This window comes from Streptomyces calvus, assembly GCF_006782915.1.
Classification (GTDB): Bacteria; Actinomycetota; Actinomycetes; order Streptomycetales; family Streptomycetaceae; genus Streptomyces; species Streptomyces calvus.
Window position 1 is genome coordinate 368,340 of sequence record NZ_VCNP01000010.1, and the last position, 22,704, is coordinate 391,043.

At 74.2% G+C, this 22,704-nt stretch carries 18 protein-coding genes and 1 pseudogene; 7 read left to right on the top strand and 12 right to left on the bottom strand.

Annotation, left to right across the window (positions count from 1 at the left end):
- The first annotated feature begins 47 nt into the window (after positions 1–47).
- On the top strand, positions 48–815 hold the full coding sequence (locus FGW31_RS05930) for a hypothetical protein (protein WP_142192375.1): 768 nt from the start codon (positions 48–50) through the stop codon (positions 813–815).
- An 897-nt stretch (positions 816–1,712) separates the two neighbouring features.
- On the opposite strand, the gene FGW31_RS05935 is transcribed toward FGW31_RS05930, so the two are convergent.
- Positions 1,713–2,573 (bottom strand): GntR family transcriptional regulator, encoded by an 861-nt coding sequence (locus FGW31_RS05935; protein ID WP_167530005.1) that lies wholly within the window; start codon positions 2,571–2,573, stop codon positions 1,713–1,715.
- Positions 2,574–2,741: 168 nt separating this feature from the next.
- Between FGW31_RS05935 and FGW31_RS05940 the strand changes: the two genes are divergently transcribed.
- On the top strand, positions 2,742–3,599 hold the full coding sequence (locus FGW31_RS05940; protein WP_142192265.1) for a (2Fe-2S)-binding protein: 858 nt from the start codon (positions 2,742–2,744) through the stop codon (positions 3,597–3,599).
- Positions 3,600–3,903: 304 nt separating this feature from the next.
- Positions 3,904–4,947 (top strand): DUF2637 domain-containing protein, encoded by a 1,044-nt coding sequence (locus FGW31_RS05945; protein ID WP_142192266.1) that lies wholly within the window; start codon positions 3,904–3,906, stop codon positions 4,945–4,947.
- Positions 4,948–5,089: 142 nt separating this feature from the next.
- Here the strand turns inward: FGW31_RS05945 and FGW31_RS05950 are convergent, their stop codons facing one another.
- Entirely contained in the window at positions 5,090–5,494 is a 405-nt protein-coding gene (locus FGW31_RS05950; protein ID WP_142192267.1) for an ATP-binding protein, read from the bottom strand.
- Positions 5,495–5,698: 204 nt separating this feature from the next.
- Positions 5,699–6,319, bottom strand: a complete 621-nt coding sequence (locus FGW31_RS05955; protein WP_142192268.1) for a hypothetical protein — start codon at positions 6,317–6,319, stop codon at positions 5,699–5,701.
- A gap of 195 nt (positions 6,320–6,514) precedes the next feature.
- On the opposite strand from FGW31_RS05955, the gene FGW31_RS05960 reads away from it, so the two are divergent.
- Complete coding sequence (locus FGW31_RS05960; protein ID WP_142192269.1) at positions 6,515–8,095, top strand: transcriptional regulator; 1,581 nt, start codon at positions 6,515–6,517, stop codon at positions 8,093–8,095.
- A gap of 6 nt (positions 8,096–8,101) precedes the next feature.
- Here FGW31_RS05960 and FGW31_RS05965 read toward each other — a convergent pair whose 3' ends face one another.
- Entirely contained in the window at positions 8,102–9,844 is a 1,743-nt protein-coding gene (locus FGW31_RS05965; RefSeq protein WP_142192270.1) for a pyruvate dehydrogenase, read from the bottom strand.
- 68 nt (positions 9,845–9,912) lie between these two features.
- Complete coding sequence (locus FGW31_RS05970) at positions 9,913–11,460, bottom strand: protein phosphatase 2C domain-containing protein (RefSeq protein WP_142192271.1); 1,548 nt, start codon at positions 11,458–11,460, stop codon at positions 9,913–9,915.
- Between the two features lie 197 nt (positions 11,461–11,657).
- Here FGW31_RS05970 and FGW31_RS05975 point away from each other — a divergent pair, with 197 nt between their 5' ends.
- Positions 11,658–12,140 carry a DUF456 domain-containing protein gene (locus tag FGW31_RS05975; protein ID WP_142192272.1) on the top strand — a complete coding sequence of 161 codons (483 nt, stop codon included), beginning with the start codon at positions 11,658–11,660 and terminating at the stop codon, positions 12,138–12,140.
- Between the two features lie 27 nt (positions 12,141–12,167).
- Here FGW31_RS05975 and FGW31_RS05980 read toward each other — a convergent pair whose 3' ends face one another.
- The 5 genes and pseudogenes from FGW31_RS05980 to FGW31_RS06000 all read right to left on the bottom strand — a co-directional run bounded on the left by FGW31_RS05980 (position 12,168) and on the right by FGW31_RS06000 (position 17,609).
- Positions 12,168–12,674 carry a methylated-DNA--[protein]-cysteine S-methyltransferase gene (locus FGW31_RS05980; RefSeq protein ID WP_308432319.1) on the bottom strand — a complete coding sequence of 169 codons (507 nt, stop codon included), beginning with the start codon at positions 12,672–12,674 and terminating at the stop codon, positions 12,168–12,170.
- Positions 12,671–14,068: pseudogene (locus FGW31_RS05985) on the bottom strand (DNA-3-methyladenine glycosylase 2 family protein). The gene FGW31_RS05980 and the pseudogene FGW31_RS05985 overlap by 4 nt, the downstream one beginning before the upstream one ends.
- A gap of 60 nt (positions 14,069–14,128) precedes the next feature.
- Positions 14,129–15,319, bottom strand: coding sequence for a ribosome small subunit-dependent GTPase A (gene rsgA / locus FGW31_RS05990; protein WP_142192273.1), 1,191 nt, complete (start codon positions 15,317–15,319; stop codon positions 14,129–14,131).
- A 447-nt stretch (positions 15,320–15,766) separates the two neighbouring features.
- Positions 15,767–16,528 carry a metallophosphoesterase family protein gene (locus FGW31_RS05995; RefSeq protein WP_142192274.1) on the bottom strand — a complete coding sequence of 254 codons (762 nt, stop codon included), beginning with the start codon at positions 16,526–16,528 and terminating at the stop codon, positions 15,767–15,769.
- Between the two features lie 88 nt (positions 16,529–16,616).
- A complete protein-coding gene (locus FGW31_RS06000; RefSeq protein ID WP_142192275.1) occupies positions 16,617–17,609 on the bottom strand; it encodes a GlxA family transcriptional regulator in 993 nt (330 codons plus the stop codon).
- A gap of 52 nt (positions 17,610–17,661) precedes the next feature.
- On the opposite strand from FGW31_RS06000, the gene FGW31_RS06005 reads away from it, so the two are divergent.
- On the top strand, positions 17,662–18,057 hold the full coding sequence (locus FGW31_RS06005) for a cupin domain-containing protein (RefSeq protein ID WP_142192276.1): 396 nt from the start codon (positions 17,662–17,664) through the stop codon (positions 18,055–18,057).
- Between the two features lie 52 nt (positions 18,058–18,109).
- On the opposite strand, the gene FGW31_RS06010 is transcribed toward FGW31_RS06005, so the two are convergent.
- Together FGW31_RS06010 and FGW31_RS06015 are read right to left on the bottom strand one after the other, a co-directional pair.
- Positions 18,110–19,630, bottom strand: a complete 1,521-nt coding sequence (locus FGW31_RS06010) for a cellulose-binding domain-containing protein (RefSeq protein ID WP_142192277.1) — start codon at positions 19,628–19,630, stop codon at positions 18,110–18,112.
- 313 nt (positions 19,631–19,943) lie between these two features.
- Positions 19,944–21,269 carry a radical SAM protein gene (locus tag FGW31_RS06015; RefSeq protein WP_182674483.1) on the bottom strand — a complete coding sequence of 442 codons (1,326 nt, stop codon included), beginning with the start codon at positions 21,267–21,269 and terminating at the stop codon, positions 19,944–19,946.
- Positions 21,270–21,424: 155 nt separating this feature from the next.
- Here FGW31_RS06015 and FGW31_RS06020 point away from each other — a divergent pair, with 155 nt between their 5' ends.
- A complete protein-coding gene (locus tag FGW31_RS06020; RefSeq protein ID WP_142192279.1) occupies positions 21,425–22,681 on the top strand; it encodes a D-arabinono-1,4-lactone oxidase in 1,257 nt (418 codons plus the stop codon).
- The last annotated feature ends 23 nt before the right edge of the window (positions 22,682–22,704 follow it).

Consider the following 22,704-nt stretch of genomic DNA (forward strand, 5'->3'; position numbering starts at 1 on the left):
AACAGCTCGATGGCGTGCTCGGGGAGGGCAACGTGGCGCATACCGCCATGTCCGGTGACGGAACGACCGCCGATGACGATCCCCTCCAGACCGCGGTGTGGCGGCTGCGCTCCCGCGCCTGCTGGGCCGACGCCGCCGCCCTGCTCGCACCGGACACGCCGGAGGCGGCGCTGCAACGGGCGTCGCTGCTGGTGGAGCGGTGCCTGTACACGGAGGCGGGGTGGGAGGACGCCGAGGACGCGCTGCGGACGGCCGAGGCGCTGGCGCACAGCGACGACGAGCGTGGCGCCGCCGCTTGTGAACGCGGGTACTTGGCGTACGCCGCCACCCTGTTCGGCGTGCGCGACCGGGCCGACGAGGCGCGGGCCGCGCTCGGCCGGGCGGCGGCGCTGCTGCCTCCGGGGGCCGCGGGGCGTGCGCTGCTGGACTTCCGGCGCGGGCTGATCGCCGAGAACCTCACCCGGTCGCCGCAGGCCGCGCGGGCCGCCTACCGCCGGGCCCACGCCGGGGCCACCGCGCACGCCGATCCGCTGCTGCTCTCCGGGACCTGGCGCCATCTGGCCGGACTGGCCCTGCGGGAGGGCGAGTTGGCGGAGGCCCGGCACGGGTTCGCGGAATCGCTGCGGATCCGTGAGGAGTTGGGGTACCTCGTCGGCACGGCTCCGGCACTGGTCTCGCTCGCCGAGACGGAGACCGAGCCGGAGGCGTCCCGGCTGCGCGAGGAGGCCCGCCGCCTGTTCCGCCTCCTGGGCGGCGTACCGACCTGGCTGGCCCGCCAACTGACCCCACCGGCTCCGGGCGCTGCCACGGCATGAGGCGGCGCGGCAGGGGGCGGGCGCTTCCTGCCGGGCCGGGCACCTGGCACCTTCGCGGCGGCCTGGCTCCTGGCACCTTCGCGACGGCCTGACGCCGGGCGGCCTCGCGGCGGCCTGACGCCGGGCGGCCTCGCGGCGGCCTGGCTCCGAGCGGCCTCGCGGCGGGCGGCTCGTGCCGGGCGGGAGCGGAGGCGGCTTCCTGACGGGCCGGGCGCCCGCGTTCGCGGTGGTCTGACGCCGGGCGGCCTCGCGGCGGCCTGACTCCGAGCGGCCTCGCGGCGGGCGGCTCGTGCCGGGCGGGAGCGGAGGCGGCGTCCTGACGGGCCGGGCGCCCGCGTTCGCGGGGGTCTGACGCCGGGCGGCTTCGCGGCGGCCTGGCTCCGAGCGGCCTCGCGGCGGGCGGCTCGTGCCGGGCGGGAGCGGAGGCGGCGTCCTGACGGGCCGGGCGCCCGCGTTCGCGGGGGTCTGACGCCGGGCGGCTTCGCGGCGGCCTGGCTCCGAGCGGCCTCGCGGCGGGCGGCTCGTGCCGGGCGGGAGCGGAGGCGGCTTCCTCGCGGGCCGGGCGCCCGCGTTCGCGGTGGTCTGACGCCGGGCGGCTTCGCGGCGGCCCGGCTCCGAGCGGCCTCGCGGCGGGCGGCTCGTGCCGGGCGGGAGCGGGCGGCTTCCTGACGGGCCGAGCGCATGACACCCTCGCGGCGGCCTGACGCCAGGCGGCCTCGCGGCGGCCCGGAGCGGGGCGGCCGGGAGCGACAGGGTGGGAGCCACGCCGGTGAGGGCGGCGGGCGGGCGCCCGGCGGCGGGGTGTGGCGGTGGCGGGGTGTGGCGGTGGTGTGGCGGGAGCCGCGCGGTGGCCGCGGCGGGTCGGAGGCTTCGGCCCGGGGCGGGTGCTCGTCGTGTTCAGGCCGCGCCGGTGAAGTGCTCGGCCACCAGTTGCCGCACCACTTCCAGGTCACCGGCGATCAGCGCGTCCAGCAGGGCGGTGTGCTCGTGGGCGTCGGCCACCAGTTCCGCCCGGCCGCGGGCGCCGGGCACGCTGCCCATCAGGGGCCACTGGGCGCGCCGGTGCAGGTCCTCGGCGATCCGGACCAGCTGTTCGTTGCCGGCGAGGCGGAGCACCGCGCCGTGGAAGGCGCGGTCGGACTCGGCGTACGTGGCACGGCAGCCGGAGGAGGCGGCGCGGACCGTGGCCTCGGCGAGCGGGCGCAGTTCGGCCCAGCGTTCGGCGGGCACCGTGCGGGCCAGCCGCAGCATCACCGGGACCTCGATCAGCGCCCGCACCTCGGCCAGTTCGGCCAGTTCCCGGGCGTCCCGCTCGACTACCCGGAAGCCCCGGTTCGGGACGACCTCGACCGCGCCCTCCAGGGTGAGCTGCTGCATGGCCTCCCGGACGGGCGTCGCGGAGACGCCGAACCGCTCGGCGAGCACGGGCGCGGAGTACACCTCGCCGGGGCGCAGGTCGCCCGTCACCAGCGCGGTGCGCAGGGCGGCGAGGACCTGTCCGCGCACGGAGGACCGCCGGACGGCGGGCCGGGGGCGCGCGAGCCCGGGTTCGCCGTGGTGCTCGCCGTGGGTGTGCTCGCCGCGTGCGGCTCCGCTCTCGGCGCCGTCCGGCCGGTCACGGCGCCGGTCGCACTCCGCGTCCCGTCCCGTCGGCTGGGCGGGCAGTCGGAAGCGGCCCCGACCGGGCCGGCCGGGCTCGTCGGGCCGGCCCGTCACTGCGTCCCCCGGCACGGCGGGGCCCTGCGTGCCCTGCTTCACAAGGTCCCTCCTGCGGACGTGTCGGTACTTGCGGTCATTACGGCGGCTTGTCTGCTGTCCGTCAAGCACCCTAAGCGCACCGGACGCCAGTTCACATTTCCGCGATCTTGGGTAAGGTGAGCCTTACCTTTTTTCGACTGGCTCGTCGAGACGTGAATGGGTGGTCTCATGCCTGTGCCCGGTTCGGCCGTCGCGGACGCGTACGCCCGCCTGGCGGAGGCGTTCCCCGCGCTCGCCGTCACCGAGCTGGCCGCCGGCGAGGAGCTGCCCCGGGGCGGCGGCTGGGTCGCCGCGTCCACGCTCGCCGAGGGCGGCACCGGTCTGGAGTCGTTCCTGACCTGGGACGACACCCAGGTGCTGCGGGACTACGGCCGGCAGGGCCGTCCGGACGTGATCGCCAGCTTCGGACTGCACCGCTACGCCTGGCCGGCCTGCCTGCTGATCACCGTGCCGTGGTTCCTGCACCGCCGCGTGCCGCGCTACCCCGTGACCCACGTCGCGTTCGACCGGACCGCCCCGGGTCTCGCGGTGGGCCGCATGGCCGTACGGCCGGACGGCTTCGCCTGCCTGCCCGGCGACCCCGCGGCCGCACTGCCCGGTGCCCGCGTGGTGCCGGACGAGGACGCGCTGCGGGCGGAGGTGCGCGCGGCCGTCGCGCAGCACCTCGAACCCGTCCTCGGCGGCTTCGGCCCGCGGATGCGCCGCCGCGGCCGCGCGCTGTGGGGCATGGCGACCGACGAGATCGTCGAGAGCCTGTGGTACGTCTCCCAGCTGCTCGGCGAGGAGGAGCGGGGACTGCGGGAGCTGGAGCTGCTGCTGCCGGGGGCGACCCGGCCGTACGTGGGTGCCGCCGCCTTCCGCAGGCCGTCCGGGCAGGACGCCGACGAGCCGGCACGTCCCACCCGGGACCGGGTCAGCTGCTGCATGTTCTACACCCTGCGCCCGGACGACGTCTGCGCCACCTGCCCGCGCACCTGCGCCACCACCGCGCGGACCGCCGACCGCCCGGCCGCCCGGGCCAGTTGACACCACGTCGGACAACGGCACCTCCTCGCACCCCGTAAGATCATCCGGTGAGCAGGCCACAGAGGTACCAGGGGGTTCACACATCCCTCACCTCTCACGGGAACTTTCCGTAGAACCACCCGTACGGGTACTCTTATTCGAACTCAACTCCCGCCCCTCATGCGGCAGTTCGAGCAGAACGCCACCCTGGGACTCCCCCTCGCACTCCCTTGGCGGCCTCTTGCCCCGAAACCCCCTGAGGGCTGCTGGGATTGGGCCACTATGGCGGGCGTTACGCCCTATCCCAATGCAAGGGACCCCTTAGATGAGACTGACCGACATATCGCTGAACTGGCTGCTTCCGGGCGCCGTACTGCTCCTGGGCATGCTGGCGGCGGTGGCGGTGCTGGCGCGCGGCAAGCGCTCTTCGGTCAAGGACACGAGTGCGGACGACTCGTGGGAGCGCAGCGAGGAGCGCCGCAGGCGCAAGGAGGCCATTTACGGCACCGTCTCCTACGTCCTGCTGTTCTGCTGTGCGGCGGTGGCCGCCGCACTCTCCTTCCACGGCCTGGTCGGCTTCGGCGAGCAGAACCTCGGACTGTCCGGCGGCTGGCAGTACCTCGTCCCGTTCGGCCTGGACGGCGCGGCGATGTTCTGCTCGGTGCTCGCCGTGCGCGAGGCCAGCCACGGTGACGCGGCCCTCGGCTCGCGCATACTCGTGTGGACGTTCGCCTTCGCGGCCGCCTGGTTCAACTGGGTGCACGCTCCCCGGGGCGTCGGCCACGACGGTGCTCCCCACTTCTTCGCGGGCATGTCGCTGTCGGCGGCGGTCCTGTTCGACCGCGCGCTGAAGCAGACCCGCCGGGCCGCGCTGCGGGAGCAGGGCCTGGTCCCGCGCCCGCTGCCGCAGATCCGCATCGTGCGCTGGCTGCGCGCTCCCCGGGAGACCTACCGTGCCTGGTCGCTGATGCTGCTGGAGGGCGTGCGCAGCCTCGACGAGGCGGTCGAGGAAGTGCGCGAGGACAAGATCCGCAAGGACGAGGCGAAGCAGCGCCGGCGGGACCAGCAGCGCGTGGAGCGCGCCCGGTTGAAGGCGATCAGCCGTGGCCACCGCGGTTTCGTGAACCGGGGCGGCGGACGCGAACTGGAGGCGCCGGGCATGGAGCGCGGCTCCGACATGGTCTCCGCGGAGCCTGCCATATCGGCGCCGGAAGCCCTGCCCGTCCGCGCGCGTCCCTCCCTGCAGCCGGTGCGTACTGGCGCTGAGCCGATGACCGTCGACCTCACCGCGGAGGACGACACCCAGGCCCTGCCGCGCCTGGACTCCCTGGAGCGCAAGCTCAAGGACCTGGAGCAGCAGTTCGGCTGACGTACGGTCGGTCGCCCAGGAGGCAGTACCCGGGACGGGGTGCGGTCCGACGGACCGCACCCCGTCCCGTTTCGTGTACCGGGCCGCGTACCGTCCCGTGGTGCGCGTGCCGGGCCGGACAGCGGTCGCGGGGTGTCGGGGTTCAGGCGGCGGCGTCCGCCCCGAGTTCGAACCAGACGGACTTGCCCACCCCGTGCTTCCTGACGCCCCACCCGTCGGCGAGCGACTCCACCAGCACCAGGCCCCTGCCGTGCGTGCCGTCGTCGGTGCACGGCATCCGCGGCCGCGGCTCGCGGGCCGCGAAGTCCCGTACCTCCACCCGTAGTCGGCGTGGTCCGACGGTCGCCGTGAGGACCGCCTCGTGGTCGGTGTGGACGAGCGCGTTGGTGACGAGCTCGCTCGTGAGCAGTTCCGCGACCGCCGACTGTTCCGGCGTCCCCCAGTGCCTGAGCAGTTCCCGCAGCGCCCGCCGGGACTCGGGCACCGCCCGCAGGTCCGCCCGCCCCAGTCTGCGCCTCAGCTGTGCCGCCGACACCTGACTCTTCATGGCCCCCGCCCCGCGTGCCGATGCCGATCCCCCAGGTACTCGAACACCTACACGGGAATCTTTGCCCCGTCACCGGCGCGGCAGTCATGTCCGACCGCCGGCGGGCCGTTGTTGGCCGAAGTGCACCGGCCACGCAGGTGCGGGGGCGTCCTCCCGACCCCCGTGGCGGGAGGACGCCCCCGGTTCCCAGCCGGCCGCGCGGTCTCAGTGGAGCTTGTCGACGGCCGTGGTCGTGGTCTGCCGGAAGGCGGCGACCGGGGCGTCGTCGAAGTCGCCCATCTGTCCCCAGCCGACGGCGGTGACCGTCCTGCCGTCACGGCCCACCGACAGCAGGTGGATGTCCGTCGCACCCCAGGACGTCGTGGTGTGCAGGCCGTGCACCTGCGCGCCCTCCTCGACGGGCAGCGAGCCGTAGGAGCGGCCCTCGGCCCGGATCTCCGGGTCGGACTCCTCGATCCGGTCGGCGCAGCTGCGGATCTCCTCGTTCAGCCGGGCGGCCAGCGCCTCGCCCTTGGCCGGGGAGCCGGTGACGACGGTGACCTGGACGGCGCCCGTGTCCAGCTCGGTGCGGAAGACGCGGTGCCGGTAGTCGTAGGCGGGCACGCCCTCGCCCAGGCAGTGGGCGAGTTCGGCCGGGAAGCCGTCGCTGACCGGGCCCGCGGTCCAGGCGGACGACGGGTGCGGCGGCAGTTCGGAGGCGTCCAGGAACGCGGGCTCGGCCGCGTTCCTCGGCGCGGCGCCGGCCGGCGCGGTGAAGGCGGTCGCGGCGGCGAGCGCGGCGACGGTGAGGGCGGCGAAGGCTGCGGCCCGGGTGCGCATGGGCATGGGTGTCCCCCGTGGGGTGTGCGTGGTGGAACGGCGAAACGCCGCGTCATGAGACGGGTGCGTCCGTCCCGCGGCCGTCGGGGCCGTGCCAAGAGCATCGGACGTCCCGGGGAACGGCCGCAAGCGGCACCGGGGCATTCGCCGGCATGGAACCATCCCAGCCCGTCTGACGTGCAGGTACATGAGGTGCCTGGGATGGCCGTCCCGGGCGCGGACCGGTCGTACGGTGACGAGTGCGGGGTGACGGTGGCGGCACAGCACGAGGTGGACGAGTTCGCGGCGCTGCTGCGGGAGTTCAAGGAGCGCACGGACCGCAGCTACGGCTCGCTGGCCCGCCGCCTGGGCATGAACACCTCGACGCTGCACCGCTACTGCGCCGGGGAGGCGGTCCCGGTCGACTTCGCGCCGGTCGAGCGGTTCGCCGCCCTGTGCGGCGCGTCCGGCCAGGAGCGCCTGGAGTTGCATCGCCGCTGGCTGCGCGCGGTGGCGGCGCGCCGGCGCCCGCGCGACACGGACACCACGTCCACTGCACCGGACTCCACCACCTCCGCCCCTGCCCCGCCCGCCACGCAGGAACCCACCACCTCGGACCCCGCCCCGGCCACCGCTCAGGCGTCCGCGTCCACCACCTCCGCCCCCGCCCCGGCCGACCGGCGCGCGGCGGCCACGGAAGAGCCGTCCGAAGAGCCGGTCGAGGAACCGTTCGAGGAGCCGAGCGAGGAACCGGTCGAGGAACCGACCGAAGTGCCGTTCGAGGAGCCGACCGAAGTGCCGGTCGGCGCCCCGGCGCCGGTGCGGGCCGGGGAGGCCGTGGCCGGCGGGTCCTCGGCGGCGGCGGTGCGCGGGCCCGGGTACCGGCGGCGCAGGCGGGTCGGTGCCGCCCTGGCCGCCGCCTGTGCGCTGCTCGCCACGGCGGGCGGGCTGGCCGCGCTGCCGGACGGCGGGCGGAACTCCGGCGAGCGGCAGCCCACCGCCGCTCCGCCGCCCGCCACCGCGGTCACCGCCCCCGCGATCCCGCGCCACGCCACCTCCGCGCCCGCCCCGTCCGGCTCCGCCTCCCCCTCCGCGCGACCGACGGACAGCCGCCACCCCCACGCCACCGCTTCCCGCCGCGCGTCCTCCCCGCCCGCCGCACGCCGGTCCGCGGCCACCGGCGCACCGCCGCTCACCTGGTCCGTCAACTCCCAGGTGTGGGCGTACGGCTGCGGCCACGACTACGTCATCGCCAAGCCGCCCGCGCAGGTCCCGCCGCCCCCGGCCCCGCAGGACGCGGGCACCTGGGCGGCGACGCAGTCGGCGGTGCACGGCGGCGAGACGATGGTGGAGCTGTCGGTGCAGGGCACGTCCGACACGGCCGTCGTCCTGACGGCGCTGCGCGTCCGCGTCGCCGGCCGGAGCGCTCCCGCCCCGGGCACCGCGTACGCCATGGACCAGGGCTGCGGCGGGGTGCTCAGCCCCCGGTACTTCGACGTGGACCTGGACAAGGACCGGCCCATCGCCCGCGCGGTCCCCGGCAACGACGGCGGCACGCCGATCCCGGCGGTGCGCATGCCCTACCGGGTCTCCGCGACCGATCCGGAGGTGCTGCTGGTCACCGCCCGGACGCGGGGCTGCGACTGCCGCTGGTACCTGGAGCTGGACTGGTCCTCGCAGGGCCGCACCGGCACGGTCCGCGTCGACGACCACGGTGTTCCCTTCCGCACCAGCGGCATCGAGGGCCTGCCCCACTACGAGTACGACACCTCGGCGCGCGGCTGGCGGCCCCGGACGACGTGAACGGCGCTACGGCCGGGGCACGTTGCGCAGGTTGGACCGGGCCATCTGCAGCATCCGGCCCACCCCGCCGTCCAGCACCATCTTGGACGCGGACAGGGCGAAACCGGTCACCATGTCGGCGCGGATCTTCGGCGGGATGGACAGCGCGTTGGGGTCGGTGACGACGTCGACGAGCGCCGGCCCTTTGTGCTTGAACGCGGACTTCAGCGCGCCGGCGAGCTCCTTCGGCTTCTCCACCCGCACCCCGTGGGCGCCGCACGCGCGGGCGACGGCGGCGAAGTCGGGGTTCTTGTTGGTGGTGCCGTGCGAGGGCAGCCCGGCGACCAGCATCTCCAGCTCGACCATGCTCAGCGACGAGTTGTTGAACAGGACCACCTTCACCGGCAGGTCGTACTGGACCAGGGTGAGGAAGTCCCCCATCAGCATGGAGAATCCGCCGTCGCCGGACATCGACACGACCTGCCGGCCGTGGTCGGTGAACTGCGCGCCGATCGCCATGGGCAGCGCGTTGGCCATCGAGCCGTGGGAGAACGAACCGATCACCCGGCGGCGTCCGTTGGGCGTGAGGTAGCGGGCCGCCCAGACGTTGCACATGCCGGTGTCGACGGTGAACACGGCGTCGTCGTCGGCCATTTCGTCCAGTACGGCCGCCACGTACTCGGGGTGGATCGGCACGTGCTTGTCCACCTTCCGGGTGTACGCCTTCACCACCCCCTCCAGCGCGTCCGCGTGCTTCTTCAGCATCCGGTCGAGGAACTTGCGGTTGTCCTTGGTGCGGACGCGGGGCGTGAGGCAGCGCAGGGTCTCCTTCACGTCGCCCCAGACCGCCAGGTCCAGTTTGGAGCGCCGGCCGAGGTTCTCGGGCCGCACGTCGACCTGCACGATCGTCACGTCGTCGGGGAGGAACGCGTTGTACGGGAAGTCGGTGCCGAGCAGGATCAGCAGGTCGCACTCGTGGGTGGCCTCGTAGGCGGCGCCGTAGCCGAGCAGTCCGCTCATGCCGACGTCGTAGGGATTGTCGTACTGGATCCATTCCTTGCCGCGCAGGGCGTGGCCGACCGGGGACTTGATCTTCTGGGCGAACTCCATGACCTCCGCGTGCGCGCCCTTGGTGCCGCTGCCGCAGAAGAGGGTGACCTTCTCGGCGCCGTCGATCAGGTCGACGAGGCGGTCGATCTCGGCGTCGCCGGGCCGGACGGTGGGCCGGGTGGTGACGAGGGCGGTCTCGACGGGCTTCTCGGGGGCGGCGTGGTCGGCGATGTCGCCGGGGAGGGTGACGACGCTGACGCCGGAGCGGCCGACCGCGTGCTGGATGGCGGTCTGCAGCAGCCGGGGCATCTGCTGCGGGCTGGAGATCATCTCGCTGTAGTGGCTGCACTCGCCGAACAGCCGGTCGGGATGGGTCTCCTGGAAGTAGCCGAGGCCGATCTCGCTGGACGGGATGTGCGAGGCGAGGGCGAGCACCGGCGCCATGGACCGGTGGGCGTCGTACAGGCCGTTGATGAGGTGGAGGTTGCCGGGCCCGCAGGAGCCGGCGCAGGCGGCCAGCCGGCCGGTGATCTGCGCCTCGGCGCCGGCCGCGAAGGCGGCGGTCTCCTCGTGCCGGACGTGGATCCAGTCGATGGCGGAGTGGCGGCGCACGGCATCGACGACGGGGTTGAGGCTGTCGCCGACGACGCCGTAGAGACGCTTGACTCCCGCGCGGGTGAGGATGTCGACGAACTGTTCCGCGACGTTCTGTTTGGCCATGGCGTTCCGTCTGCCCCTTCGGTGTCGGTGAAGGCCGCTTCCGGTCCATGAATTCACACCGGGCGGGCTCACGCCTCCCAGACGGCGACGGCCGTGCGGTCGTCCGCGTAGCCCTTGACGCGCACCTGGGTGTCGGCGAGGAACGCCGCGAGACCGGGCGGTTCGGGGCGCGACCACCGGTCGGCGAGGTGGGCGCGGAGTTCCTCCTCGCCGCGCAGCGGGTCGGCGAGGCCGGTGCCGCACATCAGCAGGGTGTCACCCGGGCGGGCTACGGAGGCGCGGAAGCGGAACGGTTCGCGGGGCGGGCCGGGCGAGGGCTCGTACGGGCTCGGAGGTGTGGGGATGTTCAGGTCCATGGTGAGACGGTCGCCGCCCGGGATGTCGTGGGGCGGCGAGCCGAAACCGGCCACGGGCTCGCACCCGGCCTCGGTGACCTCCGGCTCGATGTCCTGCCACTCGCCGTCCCGCAGCCGGAACAGTCCGCCGGGACCGACGCCGAAGAAGACGCGGGTGCGGCATTCGGGGTCGGCGGGCAGCAGCAGGCAGCGCAGGGTGGCCGCGTACGTGTCGGGGTCGAGGCCCTGCTCGGCCGCGGCGGCGCGGAGCCGGCCGAGGCTGCGGTCGGTGAGGCGGTGCAGGCCGGACTTGAGGTCGCCGCGCCGGGCGGCCCTGATGTCGTCGACGAGCCGGGCGTGGCTGCGGCCCACCGCCCGGCCGATCCAGCGGCAGGCCTCGGCGGCGGCGCGGTGCGCGCCGGGGGCGGTACGGACGCCGGTGGCGAGGGCCACCAGGATCAGCGCCCGCTCGCCCGTCCCGAACCGGGCGGTCAGCAGCGCGTCACGGCGCGGTTCGCCGCGGTAGCGCGCGGAGTCGCCGCGCACGGAGGCGGCCCGCAGCGTGCACGTCCCGTACCGGGCCCCGTCCAGGACCGTGTCCGGCACCGGATCGCCCATGTCGTCGGGGTCGGCGGCCGGCAGCGCGGTCGGCTCGGCGTCGTAGGTCGGTGGCCGGGAACCCACGTGGGCGCGGACGGGCGGAGGGCCCGGAGGCACGTCGATCCGGGAGGAGCGGGGACCGGCGGCGATCCGGGGAGTCGGCGCGTCCGTGAGGAAGGGACCCTCCGGGACGGGGGTCCAGTCACCGAAGGCGGTGGGCGGTGGCGGCGGATCCGACTGGGCCGACGAGGCGCCACGGTCCGCGGGGCCGGTGGGCGGTGGCGCGGGTGGGCGGGCGGCGCTCGGTGGGAAGGTGACGGGGCCCGGTGGTGCGGCGGAGGGCGGTTCCCAGGGGGCGCGGGGCGCGGTGGCGGGCCGTGGGGGCGGTGTGGCCGGGGGCGGACCGCCCGGGCGGGCGGCGGGCGCCGAGCCGCCGGGCCGGGCGTCCGGGCGGGGCGCGGGGATGTCCGGGCCGGTGACCCGGTCTTCCCGCCCGGTGGCCGGGGTGTCCGGCCCGGGGTCCGGGGGCCCGGGGTCGCGCAGTGCGCCGGAGGCCGAGGCGAAACGGTCGTCCAGGGAATCGGCCGCCGGTGCCGGGCCGGTGTCGCCGGTGGTGTCGTCGTAGAGCTGACCCCACCAGTCGTCCTCGGGGCCGGTGGGCCTTCCCCCCTGCTGACTCATGCCGACAATTGTCCACCGCGGGGGCCGGTCGGAAACGGGGCATCGGGAAAATGGCCGCCCGGCACGGCGCGCCGGGCGGCCCGCCGGGTGAACGGCGGGACGGCTGTGCGAGGACCGGAGGCGGGACTCGCGGCGCGGATGGGCGGGCCGCTGCCGTCCGTACTGCGCGGTCCCCGCGGCTCCGGCACTCTGGACAGATGGGAGCGTGGGACCTCCTGCTGGTCGGACTGGTGCTCCTGCTCGGCCTGTGCGGAGTGCTGCTGCCCGGAGTGCCGGGGTCGTGGCTGGTGTGGGCCGCGGTCCTGTGGTGGGCGCTGAAGGATCCGCGGCCCGTCGCGTGGTGGGTGCTGGTCGGGGCCACCGTCGTGCTGTTCCTGTCCCAGGTGGTGCGCTGGGCGCTGCCGCCGCGCCGGCTGCGATCGGGCGGCCCGGACGGGCGGCTGCTGGCGTACGCCGGCTGGGGTTCGTTTCTCGGCTTCGTCCTGCTGCCCGTGGTGGGCGCCGTGCCCGGTTTCCTCGCCGGTGTGTACCTCCGTGAGCGGCTGCGGCTCGGCCGCCGCCGGGAGGCCCTGGCCGCGCTGCGCACCGTGATGCGTTCGGGCGGCTCCAGCGTGCTGACGGAGCTGTTCACCTGCCAGCTGATCGCGGCGGCCTGGCTGGGCGCGGTGATCTGGGGCTGACCGGACGGTCCGCCGGGCGGGCGGCGGTCAGGGCCGCAGCACGCCCTCGTGGGTGAGCAGCCGCACCTTGCGCTCCAGTCCGCCCGCGTACCCGGTGAGCGACCCGTCGGAGCCGATCACCCGGTGGCAGGGGCGGACGATGAGCAGCGGGTTCGCGCCGATCGCGCCGCCGACGGCCCGTACGGCCGCGCGGGGCGCGCCGATGCGGGTGGCGATCCCGCCGTAGGAGACGGTCGCCCCGTAGGGAACGTCGTCGAGCGCGGCCCACACCTTCTCCCGGAACGGCGTGCCGACGGCCCGCAGGTCCAGCCGGAACTCCTTGAGCTCGCCGGCGAAGTAGGCGGCGAGCTGCCGTTCGGCCTCGCGGAACGGCCCGGGGTCGCGCCGCCAGTCGTCCCCCACGGTCCGCCCGCCCTTCTGTCCGGGCACGGAGAGCGAGGTCAGCTCGCCGGTCGGGGCGGCGGTGAGCAGCAGCGGCCCGACGGGGCTGTCGACGCTCGTCCAGTAGGTGATGCCGGTTGTCGGCATGGTCATCGGTACTCCAACTCCCCTGCGGCACGCAGGTGGTTCAGGGCGTACGAGCGCCAGGGGCGCCAGCTGTCGGGGACGTCCGGGCCGGGCGGGGCCACGTCGGGGTCGCCGAGGGCCCGGGTGCGGATCACGGCGATCGTCCGCTCGTCCAGGCCGGGGACGGCGGCCAGGGCCTCGCGGGCCTCGTCGCGGTCGGCGCCGGGCCCGAGGCGTACGGTGCCGTCGGCGAGGGCGGCGGCGAGCGCGCCCAGGGTGCTGTCGGGTTCGGCCTCGGCGAGGACGCCGGGTTCGGGGAAGAGGTGGGTGAGGCTGCCGCAGGGGGCGTCGAGCCGCTTGCCGTACCGCTGGACCAGCCGTGCGGCCTCGTCGCGGCCGGCCAGCGCGCGCACCGCCAGTTCGTCGGGGTCGGCGGCGAGCGCAGCCCGGGCCGGGCGGCGACCAGCGGGGCGAGCCGGGGGTCGGCGCCGAGCCGTTCGTCGACGGCGTACGGGTCGGCGTCCAGGTCGAACAGCCGCCGCAGCCGCTGCACGGCGGTGGTCAGGTCGCGGGGGTCGGTGAGGTGGACGCGGGCGTCGAGCCAGCCTCCGGGGTGGGCGCCGGTCGTGGTGCGGGCGGTGCCGGTGCGTTCGTCGACGGCGGCGATGCCGGTGCCGTACGGCAGGCGCAGGGTGCGCCGGTAGGTGCGGGCGCCGGGCGGGCCGCTCACGTCCTCGACGCCCGGGACGGCCTCGTGTGCCAGCAGGTCGAAGACGGGTCCCGGCCGGTAGGGGCCGCGGTGGGCGAGCCGCAGGGGGATGCCGGCGGTGGGGGGGTGTGCGGCGGGCGGTGCGGCCGGAGCGTGGGGCGGCGGCGCGCAGTTCGCTGGGTGTGGCTGCGTAGACGGCGCGCATGGTGTCGTTGAACTGGCGCACGCTGGCGAATCCGGCGGCGAACGCGATCTGCGTGACGGGCAGCCCGGTGGTCTGCAGGAGCACGCGGGCGGCGTGCGCCCGCTGGGCGCGGGCGAGCGCGACGGGTCCGGCGCCGAGCTCGCCGGTGAGCTGGCGTTGCACCTGGCGGGTGCTGTAGCCGAGGCGTGCGGCGAGTCCGGCGACGCCCTCGCGGTCGACGACGCCGTCGGCGATCATCCGCATGGCCCGGCCCACGACGTCGGCGCGTACGTTCCACTCGGCGGAGCCGGGCACGGCGTCCGGGCGGCACCGCCGGCAGGCCCGGAATCCCGAGCCCTGCGCGGCGGCGGCGGTCGCGAAGAAGCGCACGTTGTGCCGCTTCGGCGTGACCGCCGGGCAACTGGGACGGCAGTAGATGCCGGTCGTCTCGACGGCGAAGAAGAACACTCCGTCGAACCGGGCGTCCCGGCTGCGCACCGCCTCGTACCTGCTGTCCGTGTCCGTCACACCGTCCAGTCTCCGCCACCGGGGCCTGCCCCGCTGGCGGAAATCGGACAGCGAGGTGTGCTACTGCCAACGACCCCGTTTGGCCTCCATCGCCGCCCGTCCGATGGCTCCCTTCCGCTTCCAGTCCTTGCGGATCTCGGCGCGGAGCCGGGCGTCGGTCTTGGCGACGATGCGCTGGTTCTCCCGCAGCAGTTTGCGGTAGCTGTCCAGGCGGCGTTCGGACAGGTCACCGGTCTCGATGGCGTCGCGGACGGCGCAGCCCGGCTCGCTGTCGTGGGCGCAGTCGTGGAAGCGGCAGTCCTGGGCGATCTCCTCGATCTCGGCGAACACCTGGCCGACGCCGCTGCCGGCGTCCCACAGGCCGACGCCGCGCAGGCCCGGCGTGTCGATGAGGACTCCGCCGCCGGGCAGGGCCAGCAGGTTGCGGGTGGTCGTGGTGTGCCGGCCCTTGCCGTCGACGTCGCGGGTGGCCTGTACGTCCATGACGTCCTCGCCGAGGAGCGCGTTGGCCAGGGTGGACTTGCCCGCGCCGGACTGTCCGAGCAGCACGGTGGTGCCGCCGCCGACGATCGCGGCGAGGACGTCGAGCCCTTCGCCCTCGGTCGCGCTGACGGTGAGCACCGGCACGCCCGGGGCGCTGGTCTCCACGTCCTGGACGAGGTGGGCGCGGGTCACCGCGTCCGGCACGAGGTCGGCCTTGGTGAGGACGACCACGGGCTGCGCCCCGGACTCCCAGGCGAGCGCGAGGAACCGTTCGATCCGGGCCAGTTCGAGTTCGACGGCGAGGGAGACGGCGACGACGGCGTGGTCGACGTTGGCGGCGAGGATCTGTCCCTCGGACCGCTTGGAGGAGGTGGAGCGCACGAACGCGGTGCGGCGCGGCAGGTAGGTGCGGACGTAGCGCGGGTTTCCGGCGGGTTCGACGGCGACCCAGTCGCCCGTGCAGACGACCCGCAGCGGGTCGTGCGGGGTGACGAAGGCGGTGTCGGCGCGCAGCGTCCCGTCGGCGGTGACGACGTCGCACTGGCCGCGGTCGACCCGGACGACCCGTCCGGGCAGCAGCCCTTCGGCGGCGTACGGGGCGAAGGCGTCCGCCCAGGCGTCGTCCCAGCCGTAAGGGGCGAGCGCGGAGGAGACGGACGGGACGGAGGCCGAGACGGAACCGGTAGCCGAGACGGAACCGGAGGAAGACGAGGGAGACGAGAAACGCGAAGAGCGTGAGGAAGACGAAGAAGGCGAAGCGGAGTTCAAGGGGTGACCCTTCGGTGGGTGGCCCCGGCGTCCGCGCGTGCCGGTGCACGGACGCGGAAGGAAGGTGTGAGTCAGCCGGTGGCCACGGAGGTGGACGTGATGGATTCCGGGATGCGGGCAGCGCCCGTCACAGTGACAGCCATCGGTCGACACCTCCTCGCTCCACACATGCGTCGCGCGGGCGACGCTCCGGTGCGGCGGCGCTCGGCCACCGCGTGAACTGCGCTCACACTAGCCGGGTGCCGCCCGCGCCCGTCAACTCCTTTTCCGGGTCTGCGATCGGTGAGCACCGGTGGTCGCGCGGTCGGTGTGTTCTCGTGTCCGGTTGCTCCTCGTGTCCGGTTGCTCCTCGTGTCCGGACGCTCCTCGTGTCCGGACGCTCGTCGTGTCCGGACGCTCGTCGTGTCCGGTTGCTCGCGGTCTCGTGGTCCTGGGCGGCGGCGGGTGTCACGGGGTGTCGTCGCGCCCGTCCCGTGGGGCGAACGCCGCGAGGGCGTCGGCGTCGGTCGCGCGGGCGTGCAGGAAGTAGTCGGCCCACTCGGCGATCTCGGGGTAGGAGGAGTCCCGGGTGAGCCGGGTGACCGCAGCCTCGATGTCGAAGTGCGTGGTGCGCAGTTCGACGCCCGGCCCCAGCAGGGCCCAGTGCGCTCCGGTGCGTCCGTAGGGCATGCCGATGCTGCCCGGGTTGATCACGAGCCGGCCGTGGGCCAGGCGGACGAACGGCATGTGCGTGTGGCCGCAGACCACGGTGCGGACGTCGGTGTCGAGTCCGTCGAAGACGTCCTTCCAGCGGTCGAGTCGCGAGTCGACCAGGACGACTTCCTCGTCGTCACGAGGCGTGGCATGGCAGAACAGCACCTTTCCCAGGCCGCTCACGGACAGCGAGAGCGACGACGGCAACGAGGCGAGCAGGTCCAGGTGGTCCTCGCGCAGTTGCGCGGCCGCCCAGGGGGCGATCGGATCGGGAATCGTGTCGCGTTGTCCCCGGCGGTGTTCGAGGAGTTCACGGTCGGCGTTGCCGCTGATCCAGACGACGCGGTCGCCGAGGCCGGTCAACAGGTCGAGGACCTGCGTCGGTTGCGGGCCGGCGGTGATGTCACCGGTGAGCACGATACGGTCGGCGGCCCGCACGTCCGGTTCGGCGGGCACGGCCTCCAGGGCCGGCAGGACTCCGTGGATGTCGGAGAGGACGGCTACTCGGTTCGGCATGGTCACCACTGTGGGGTGAAGCCAGCCGCGCGGTACAGCCGTTCGCCCGACGCTCGGCTCACGGTGGGGCCGTTTCGGCGTGCCACCGTCATGTCGCCGCCGGCCCGAACCGGCGCCTGTACGCCGATGGGGTGATGCCGGTCTCGCGGCGCATCAGCGCGCGCAGATGGGCGGCGGTGCCGAGGCCGCTGCGTCGTGCGACCACGTCGAAGCGGGACTCGCCCCGCTCGATCAACCGGCAGGCCAGGGCGAGGCGTTCGCCCGTGAGCCATGCCAGAGGCGTCGTGCCCAGTTGGGCCCGGAAGCGGCGGTGCAGCGTCGCCGGACTGACCGCCGCGCGCGCCGCGAGGTCGGAGACGGTGAGCGGTGCGTCCAGCCGTTCCTGGGCCCACGCCAGGACCGGCGCAAGGGATTCGTCCGGCAGGTCGGGCATGGGGCGTTCTACGAACTGCCGCTGCCCACCGTCCCGGTGCGCGGCGAAGACCAGTCGTCGGCTGACGGAGTTGGCGATCTCCGCGCCGTGGTCGCGGCGGACCAGGTGCAGCCCGAGGTCGAGCGCCGCCGCGCTGCCTGCGGCGGTGAGGATGTCGCCGTCGTCCACGAACAGCACGTCCGGTTCGAGCCGGACGGAGGGGAAGCGGGCCCGGAAGGAATCCGCCCACTGCCAGTGCGCGGTGGCCCGGCGCCCGTCGAGGACTCCGGCCTCGGCCAGGGTGAAGGCGCCGCTGCAGAAGCCGACCAGGCGCGCGCCGCGGGCGTGCGCCCGCCGGACGGCGTTGAGCACGGCAGGACGGCGGGGCACCTCGACGTCCGGGCGGTTGGGGACGATCACGGTGTCCGCCTCGTCGGCTGCTTCCAGTGCGGCGACTCCCGTGAGCGTGAAGAATCCGTCTCGCATCAGGGTGCGGGGTTCCGGGGAGCAGAGCCTGAAGTCGTAGAGGTCCCGGCCGATCTCGGGTCTGCGCAGACCGAACACCTCGGTCGCGCAGCCGAGTTCGAAGGGGTTCGAGTTCTCGTCCACGATCACGACGACCCGGTGGGGGCCCGCCGCGCGCACCGCGTGCGAGGATTCTTTCGCCATGTGCGATTCCTAGCACTCACGCCGGCCGTGCGAAACGGCTCAGGATGATCCCATGAGCAGCGAACCCATCTCCCTCAGCAAGGCTCTGGCCTCCTTCGACGCCCTGTGGAGCCCTCGCATCGTCACGCGCGTCAACGACTACGACGTCCGCGTCGCCAAGGTCGAGGGCGAACACGTCTGGCACGTCCACGACGACACCGACGAGTTCTTCCTCGTACTCGACGGCGAGCTGCGCATCTTGCTGCGCGAGCCCGCCGGCGAACGCACCGTCGTGCTTCCCCGGGGCGCGGTCTTCACCGTTCCCCGGGGCACGGAGCACAAGCCGTACGCTCCGTCCGGCGCCGCGATCCTCATGTTCGAACCCACCGGGACACCGACCGTCGGCGATCGCCATGGCGAGATCCCGGACCACGTGGACTCGACCACCGGGCACGCCCTCGACGTCTGAACCGGCAGGCTTCGGACGCGCTTCCTGTCCTTCCGGTACGCGTACGGCCGTGTCAGGCCGCGGCGCAGGGCCGCCCGTTGAGCGTGATGTCGTACGGCGGGGAGTTGGTGCCGCGCCAGGAGGCGAGGAAACCGAAGGCGAACCGGCCGCCGGCGGGGACGCTGCCGTTGTAGTGGGTGGCGCCGGCGGTGACGCGGGCGCCGCTCTGGTGCACCGAGGCGTCCCACATCTGGGTGATGCGCTGGCCATCGCGGAAGGCGAAGCCGACGCGCCATGAGTCGAGCGGGTCGCGGGTGACGACGGTGACGGTGGCCTGGAAGCCGTCGGGCCACTGGTTGACCAGGTCGTAGGCGACGCGGCAGGCGGCGGTCGCCACGCGGCCGGTGGTTTCGGGCCGGGCGGAGGGGGTGCCCTGGGGGGCGGGGCCGGAGTTGCCGGCGTACGGGGTGCGCTCGGCGGACGGCTCCGGGGAGGGGGCGGGCGGTGCGGGCCGCGTGGTGGACGGGGAGCGCGGTGTGGGCGGCGCCGGGCGTGTGGAGGGCGGGCGGGTCGTGGGCCGGGCGGAGGACGGGGACGGCTCGGGCGGTGCGGACGGGGCGGGGTCGGCGACGGGCCGTCGGTCGGTGCCGGGGTGTGCGGCGCTCTGTCCGGCCGTGTCACCGGTGGGCACCAGGGTGACGGCGAGGGCGAGCAGGGAGACGAGGACGGCGGCGAGCAGCAGGGCGTGCCGGGCGACGCCCGAGCCGCCGGGTCCGTCGGCGGGGTCGTCGGTGTCGGGCCGTCCGGGCCCGGCCGCGAGGCGGGCCCGGGCGGCGCGGCGGCGGCGCTCCAGGTAGGCGGGGCCGCCCCAGCCGATCACCGCGCCGGCCGCCGCCCCGGGCCGTTGTCCGCCGTACGTCCGCAGGCAGGCGGCGGTCTCGGCGCACCGGGTGCAGGTGGCGAGGTGCCGGGAGAGGTCGTCGGGGGTGTCGGCGGCGGGCGAGCGGGTCACGGCGTCGAGCAGCCCGGCGTAGCCGCGGCACTCGGCGTCCAGCGGCGAGTCGAGGTGGTTGCGGTGGCAGCGGTCCCGGAACAGGCGCTTCACCTCGGCGAGTTCGCCGGCCGCGGTGGCGGGGTCGAGTCCGAGCCGGCGGGCCACCAGGGGCAGCGGCAGGGCCTCCACTTCGGCGAGCCAGAGCAGTTCGGCGTCGGTCGGCTGGAGATCGCGCAGCGCGCGCAGGGCGACGGGGCGTTCCGTGGGCGGGGCGGTGTAGCGGGCGGCCTGGTCGGAGTGGAGCCACTGCCGCAGTCCGGGGTCGAGCCGGTGCCCCTGTCCGGAGTCCTCCCAGGCGGCGGCCGTGGCGCGAACGGCGGTGAGCAGCAGGGGTATGCGGGGCAGCCGGGAGGAGCGGCGGCCGGTGCCCGCCTCCTCCGCGCGCAGTCGCCGTATGCCCTGTGCGAACGCCTCGCGGGCCAGGTCCGCGGCGGCGGAGGAGCCGGCCGTGCACAGATCGGCGTAGCACAGGACCGCGTCCCAGCACTCGGAGAACAGCGCCTCCTCGGTTACGTCCTGGGGGCTCGGCAGGTCGGGCATGTGTCTCCTGCATCCACGAGCGAGGTCAACTCGCCACATCGGCGGTGAAGTTGAGGGAAACCTCGCGGCAGTGGCCGAGTTTTTCACGCTCCCGACACACCTGACAAGCGCCGCCCTCACGTTCCGTGGCGGCGCCGCGACCCCTCGCAGGGACCATACGCACGGAAGGCCGGAACGTCTCGGTCCCGGCCTTCCGCTTTCCTCGTTCCTCGCCCCCCGTTACCCGTCTCGCCGTTCCCCGTTCTCCGTTCTCCGTTCTCCGTTCTCCGGTCCTCGTCTCCCGTTCTCCGTCCACCGCTCCTTGTGCGGTGCCTCAGACCGTCTCGGTCGCCGGTTCCTGCGCCGGGAGGCTGTCCATGAAGGAGCTGACGGAGAACACGGCGCGGCCGGGTCCGGGCGGGCCGTAGCCGGGGGGCGAGGAGAGGCCGAAGTCGTCCATGGTCCGCCGGTAGGCCTCGAGGAGCCGGATGTGGTACTCCAGCGGGGCGCCCTGCGGGTTGGCCTTGCCGAGCGGGGTGGTCGGCTCCGGGCACCAGGTGGTGAAGCGGGGCGTGATGCCGTGCGACATGAAGAAGCGCAGGCCCTCGGTGGTCGACGCGATCGCCTCGTCGACGGTCTTGAAGCCGAACGGCTCGGCCATCTCCACGCCCGCCACGAAGTTGGGGATGACGTTGCGCGCGCCGAAGACGTCGGCGGAGTCGAGGATGCGCCGGTGCCACTCGTCACGGCCGACGTAGCGCTCCTTGCCGGGGCAGTACATCTTGAACAGGTACTCGTCCCACACCTCGTAGTTGGGGTGGTAGATCTGCACGCCGTAGTCCTTGAAGCGCTGCACGTCGTCCTTGGGCAGCGCCTGGGCGACGACCTTGCCGATCCAGCGGCCGGGGAAGCGCTCCTCGATGGCCTTGGCGTAGTGGCCGTAGAAGTCGGCCTCGTCGCGTCCGGAGACGGTCTTGGTGATGGCGCCGCCGGTGAGCGTGTAGGCGGTGGACGCCTTCGCCGTGTCGTACCGGTCGATGATCTCCAGGGCCTCCAGCACCTCCTCGACGTCCTTGACGCCGGTGTAGGGCCGGCCGGCCGCCTTGTGCTGGCGCCAGTTGTGGTTGATGTCGCAGTACTGGCACTCCTCCTTGGCGCCGAAGTACTGGCAGACCCGGAAGACGGTCAGGTAGATCAGGTAGCCCCACTGGATGGTGGGGGCCACCTCCATGACGGACTTCCCGTTGGAGAGGGTGTGCCGGTAGTACTCGGGCATGGGCGGCACGCCGACGTCCGAGATGCGCCTGCCGTCGAGGTAGAGGCCGAGCATGCCGTCCTCGTCGGCGGCGACGCGGTAGGGGGAGGACGGGTTCACGCGCACGGACACGACCGTGCGGCGCAGGTCGTAGGGGCCGCCGGTGAGGATGATCTCCTCGGGCGGGCGGCGCAGCGCGGCCTCGCCCAGCTCCGGCAGGGTGCCGTGGTCGAAGGAGAAGATGAAGTAGGACTTCGGCTTGACCTCGCCGCCCTCGTTGTCGCTGAGCGCGGACGGGTCGAAGGCCACACCGCCCCGGAGCAGGTCCTCCTTGAAGACGGCCTCGCGCGGCACGTGCGGGAACCGCTCCATCAGGTCCTCGACCAGCGCGGTACGGCTGCTCATCGAAGTGTCTCCTCCCGGTTCGGACGTACGACTCCTCACGGTATGCCCCCGCCGGGCGGTACGCGGCGCCGGGTCCCCCCGGCAGGGGCGCGCCACCGGCGAGGTAGGTTCCGGCGGGGGCTTTTTCCGGCCCCGATCGTCAGGAGGGACCAGGGATGACCGAGACCGTCACCAACTGGGCGGGCAACATCACGTACACCGCCAAGGAGCTGCACCGCCCGCACAGCGTGAACGCGCTGCTGAACCTGGTCGCCGGGAGCCGGCGGGTGCGGGTCCTCGGCAGCGGGCACTCCTTCAACGAGATCGCCGAGCCCGGCGAGGACGGCGTCCTGCTCTCCCTCGACGCGCTGCCCGCCGAGATCGACGTGGACACGGCGGCCCGGACGGTACGGGTCGGCGGCGGTGTGCGCTACGCCGAGCTGGCCCGCGAGGTGCACCGGCACGGGCTGGCGCTGCCGAACATGGCTTCGCTGCCGCACATCTCGGTGGCCGGATCGGTCGCCACCGGCACCCACGGTTCCGGGGTCGGCAACGGGCCGCTGGCGTCGTCGGTGCGCGCGGTGGAGATCGTGGTGGCGGACGGGTCGACGGGGCGGTTCACCCGAGGGGTGGGGAACCGTTTCGGCGCCGTGGTCACCTCGCTGGGCGCGCTCGGGGTCGTGACCGCGCTCACCCTGGACCTGGAGCCGGCGTTCGAGGTCGAGCAGCACGTGTTCACCGAGATGCCCTTGGCAGGGCTGGACCAGGCCGGCTTCGAGACGATCATGTCGGCGGCGTACAGCGTGAGCCTGTTCACCGACTGGCGGGCGCCGGGCTTCCGGCAGGTGTGGCTGAAGCGGCGCACCGACCAGCCGCTTCCGGACTTCCCGTGGGCGGCTCCGGCGGCCGAGAAGATGCACCCGGTGCCGGGCATGCCGGCGGTGAACTGCACCGAGCAGTTCGGAGTGCCTGGCCCTTGGCACGAGCGGCTGCCGCACTTCAGGGCGGAGTTCACGCCGAGCAGCGGCGCGGAGCTGCAGTCGGAGTACCTGATGCCGCGGGAGTCGGCGGTGGCCATGCTGCACGCTCTGGACGGCATCCGGGAGACGGTCGCCCCCGTGCTGCAGACCTGCGAGGTGCGGACCGTCGCCGCCGACGACCAGTGGCTCAGCCCTTCCTACGGCCGGGACACGGTGGCCGTCCACTTCACCTGGGTCGAGGACACGCAGGCGGTGCTGCCGGTGGTGCGGCGGGTGGAGGAGGCGCTGGCGCCGTTCGACCCGCGGCCGCACTGGGGCAAGGTCTTCACCGCACCGGCGGCCGAGCTGCGCGCCCGCTACCCGCGGATGCACGACTTCCACACCGCCGCCCGCGACCTCGACCCGCGGGGCAAGTTCACCAACACCTTCGTCCGGGAGGTCCTGGTCGACTGACCGATCGCCGGACCGTCCCGGGC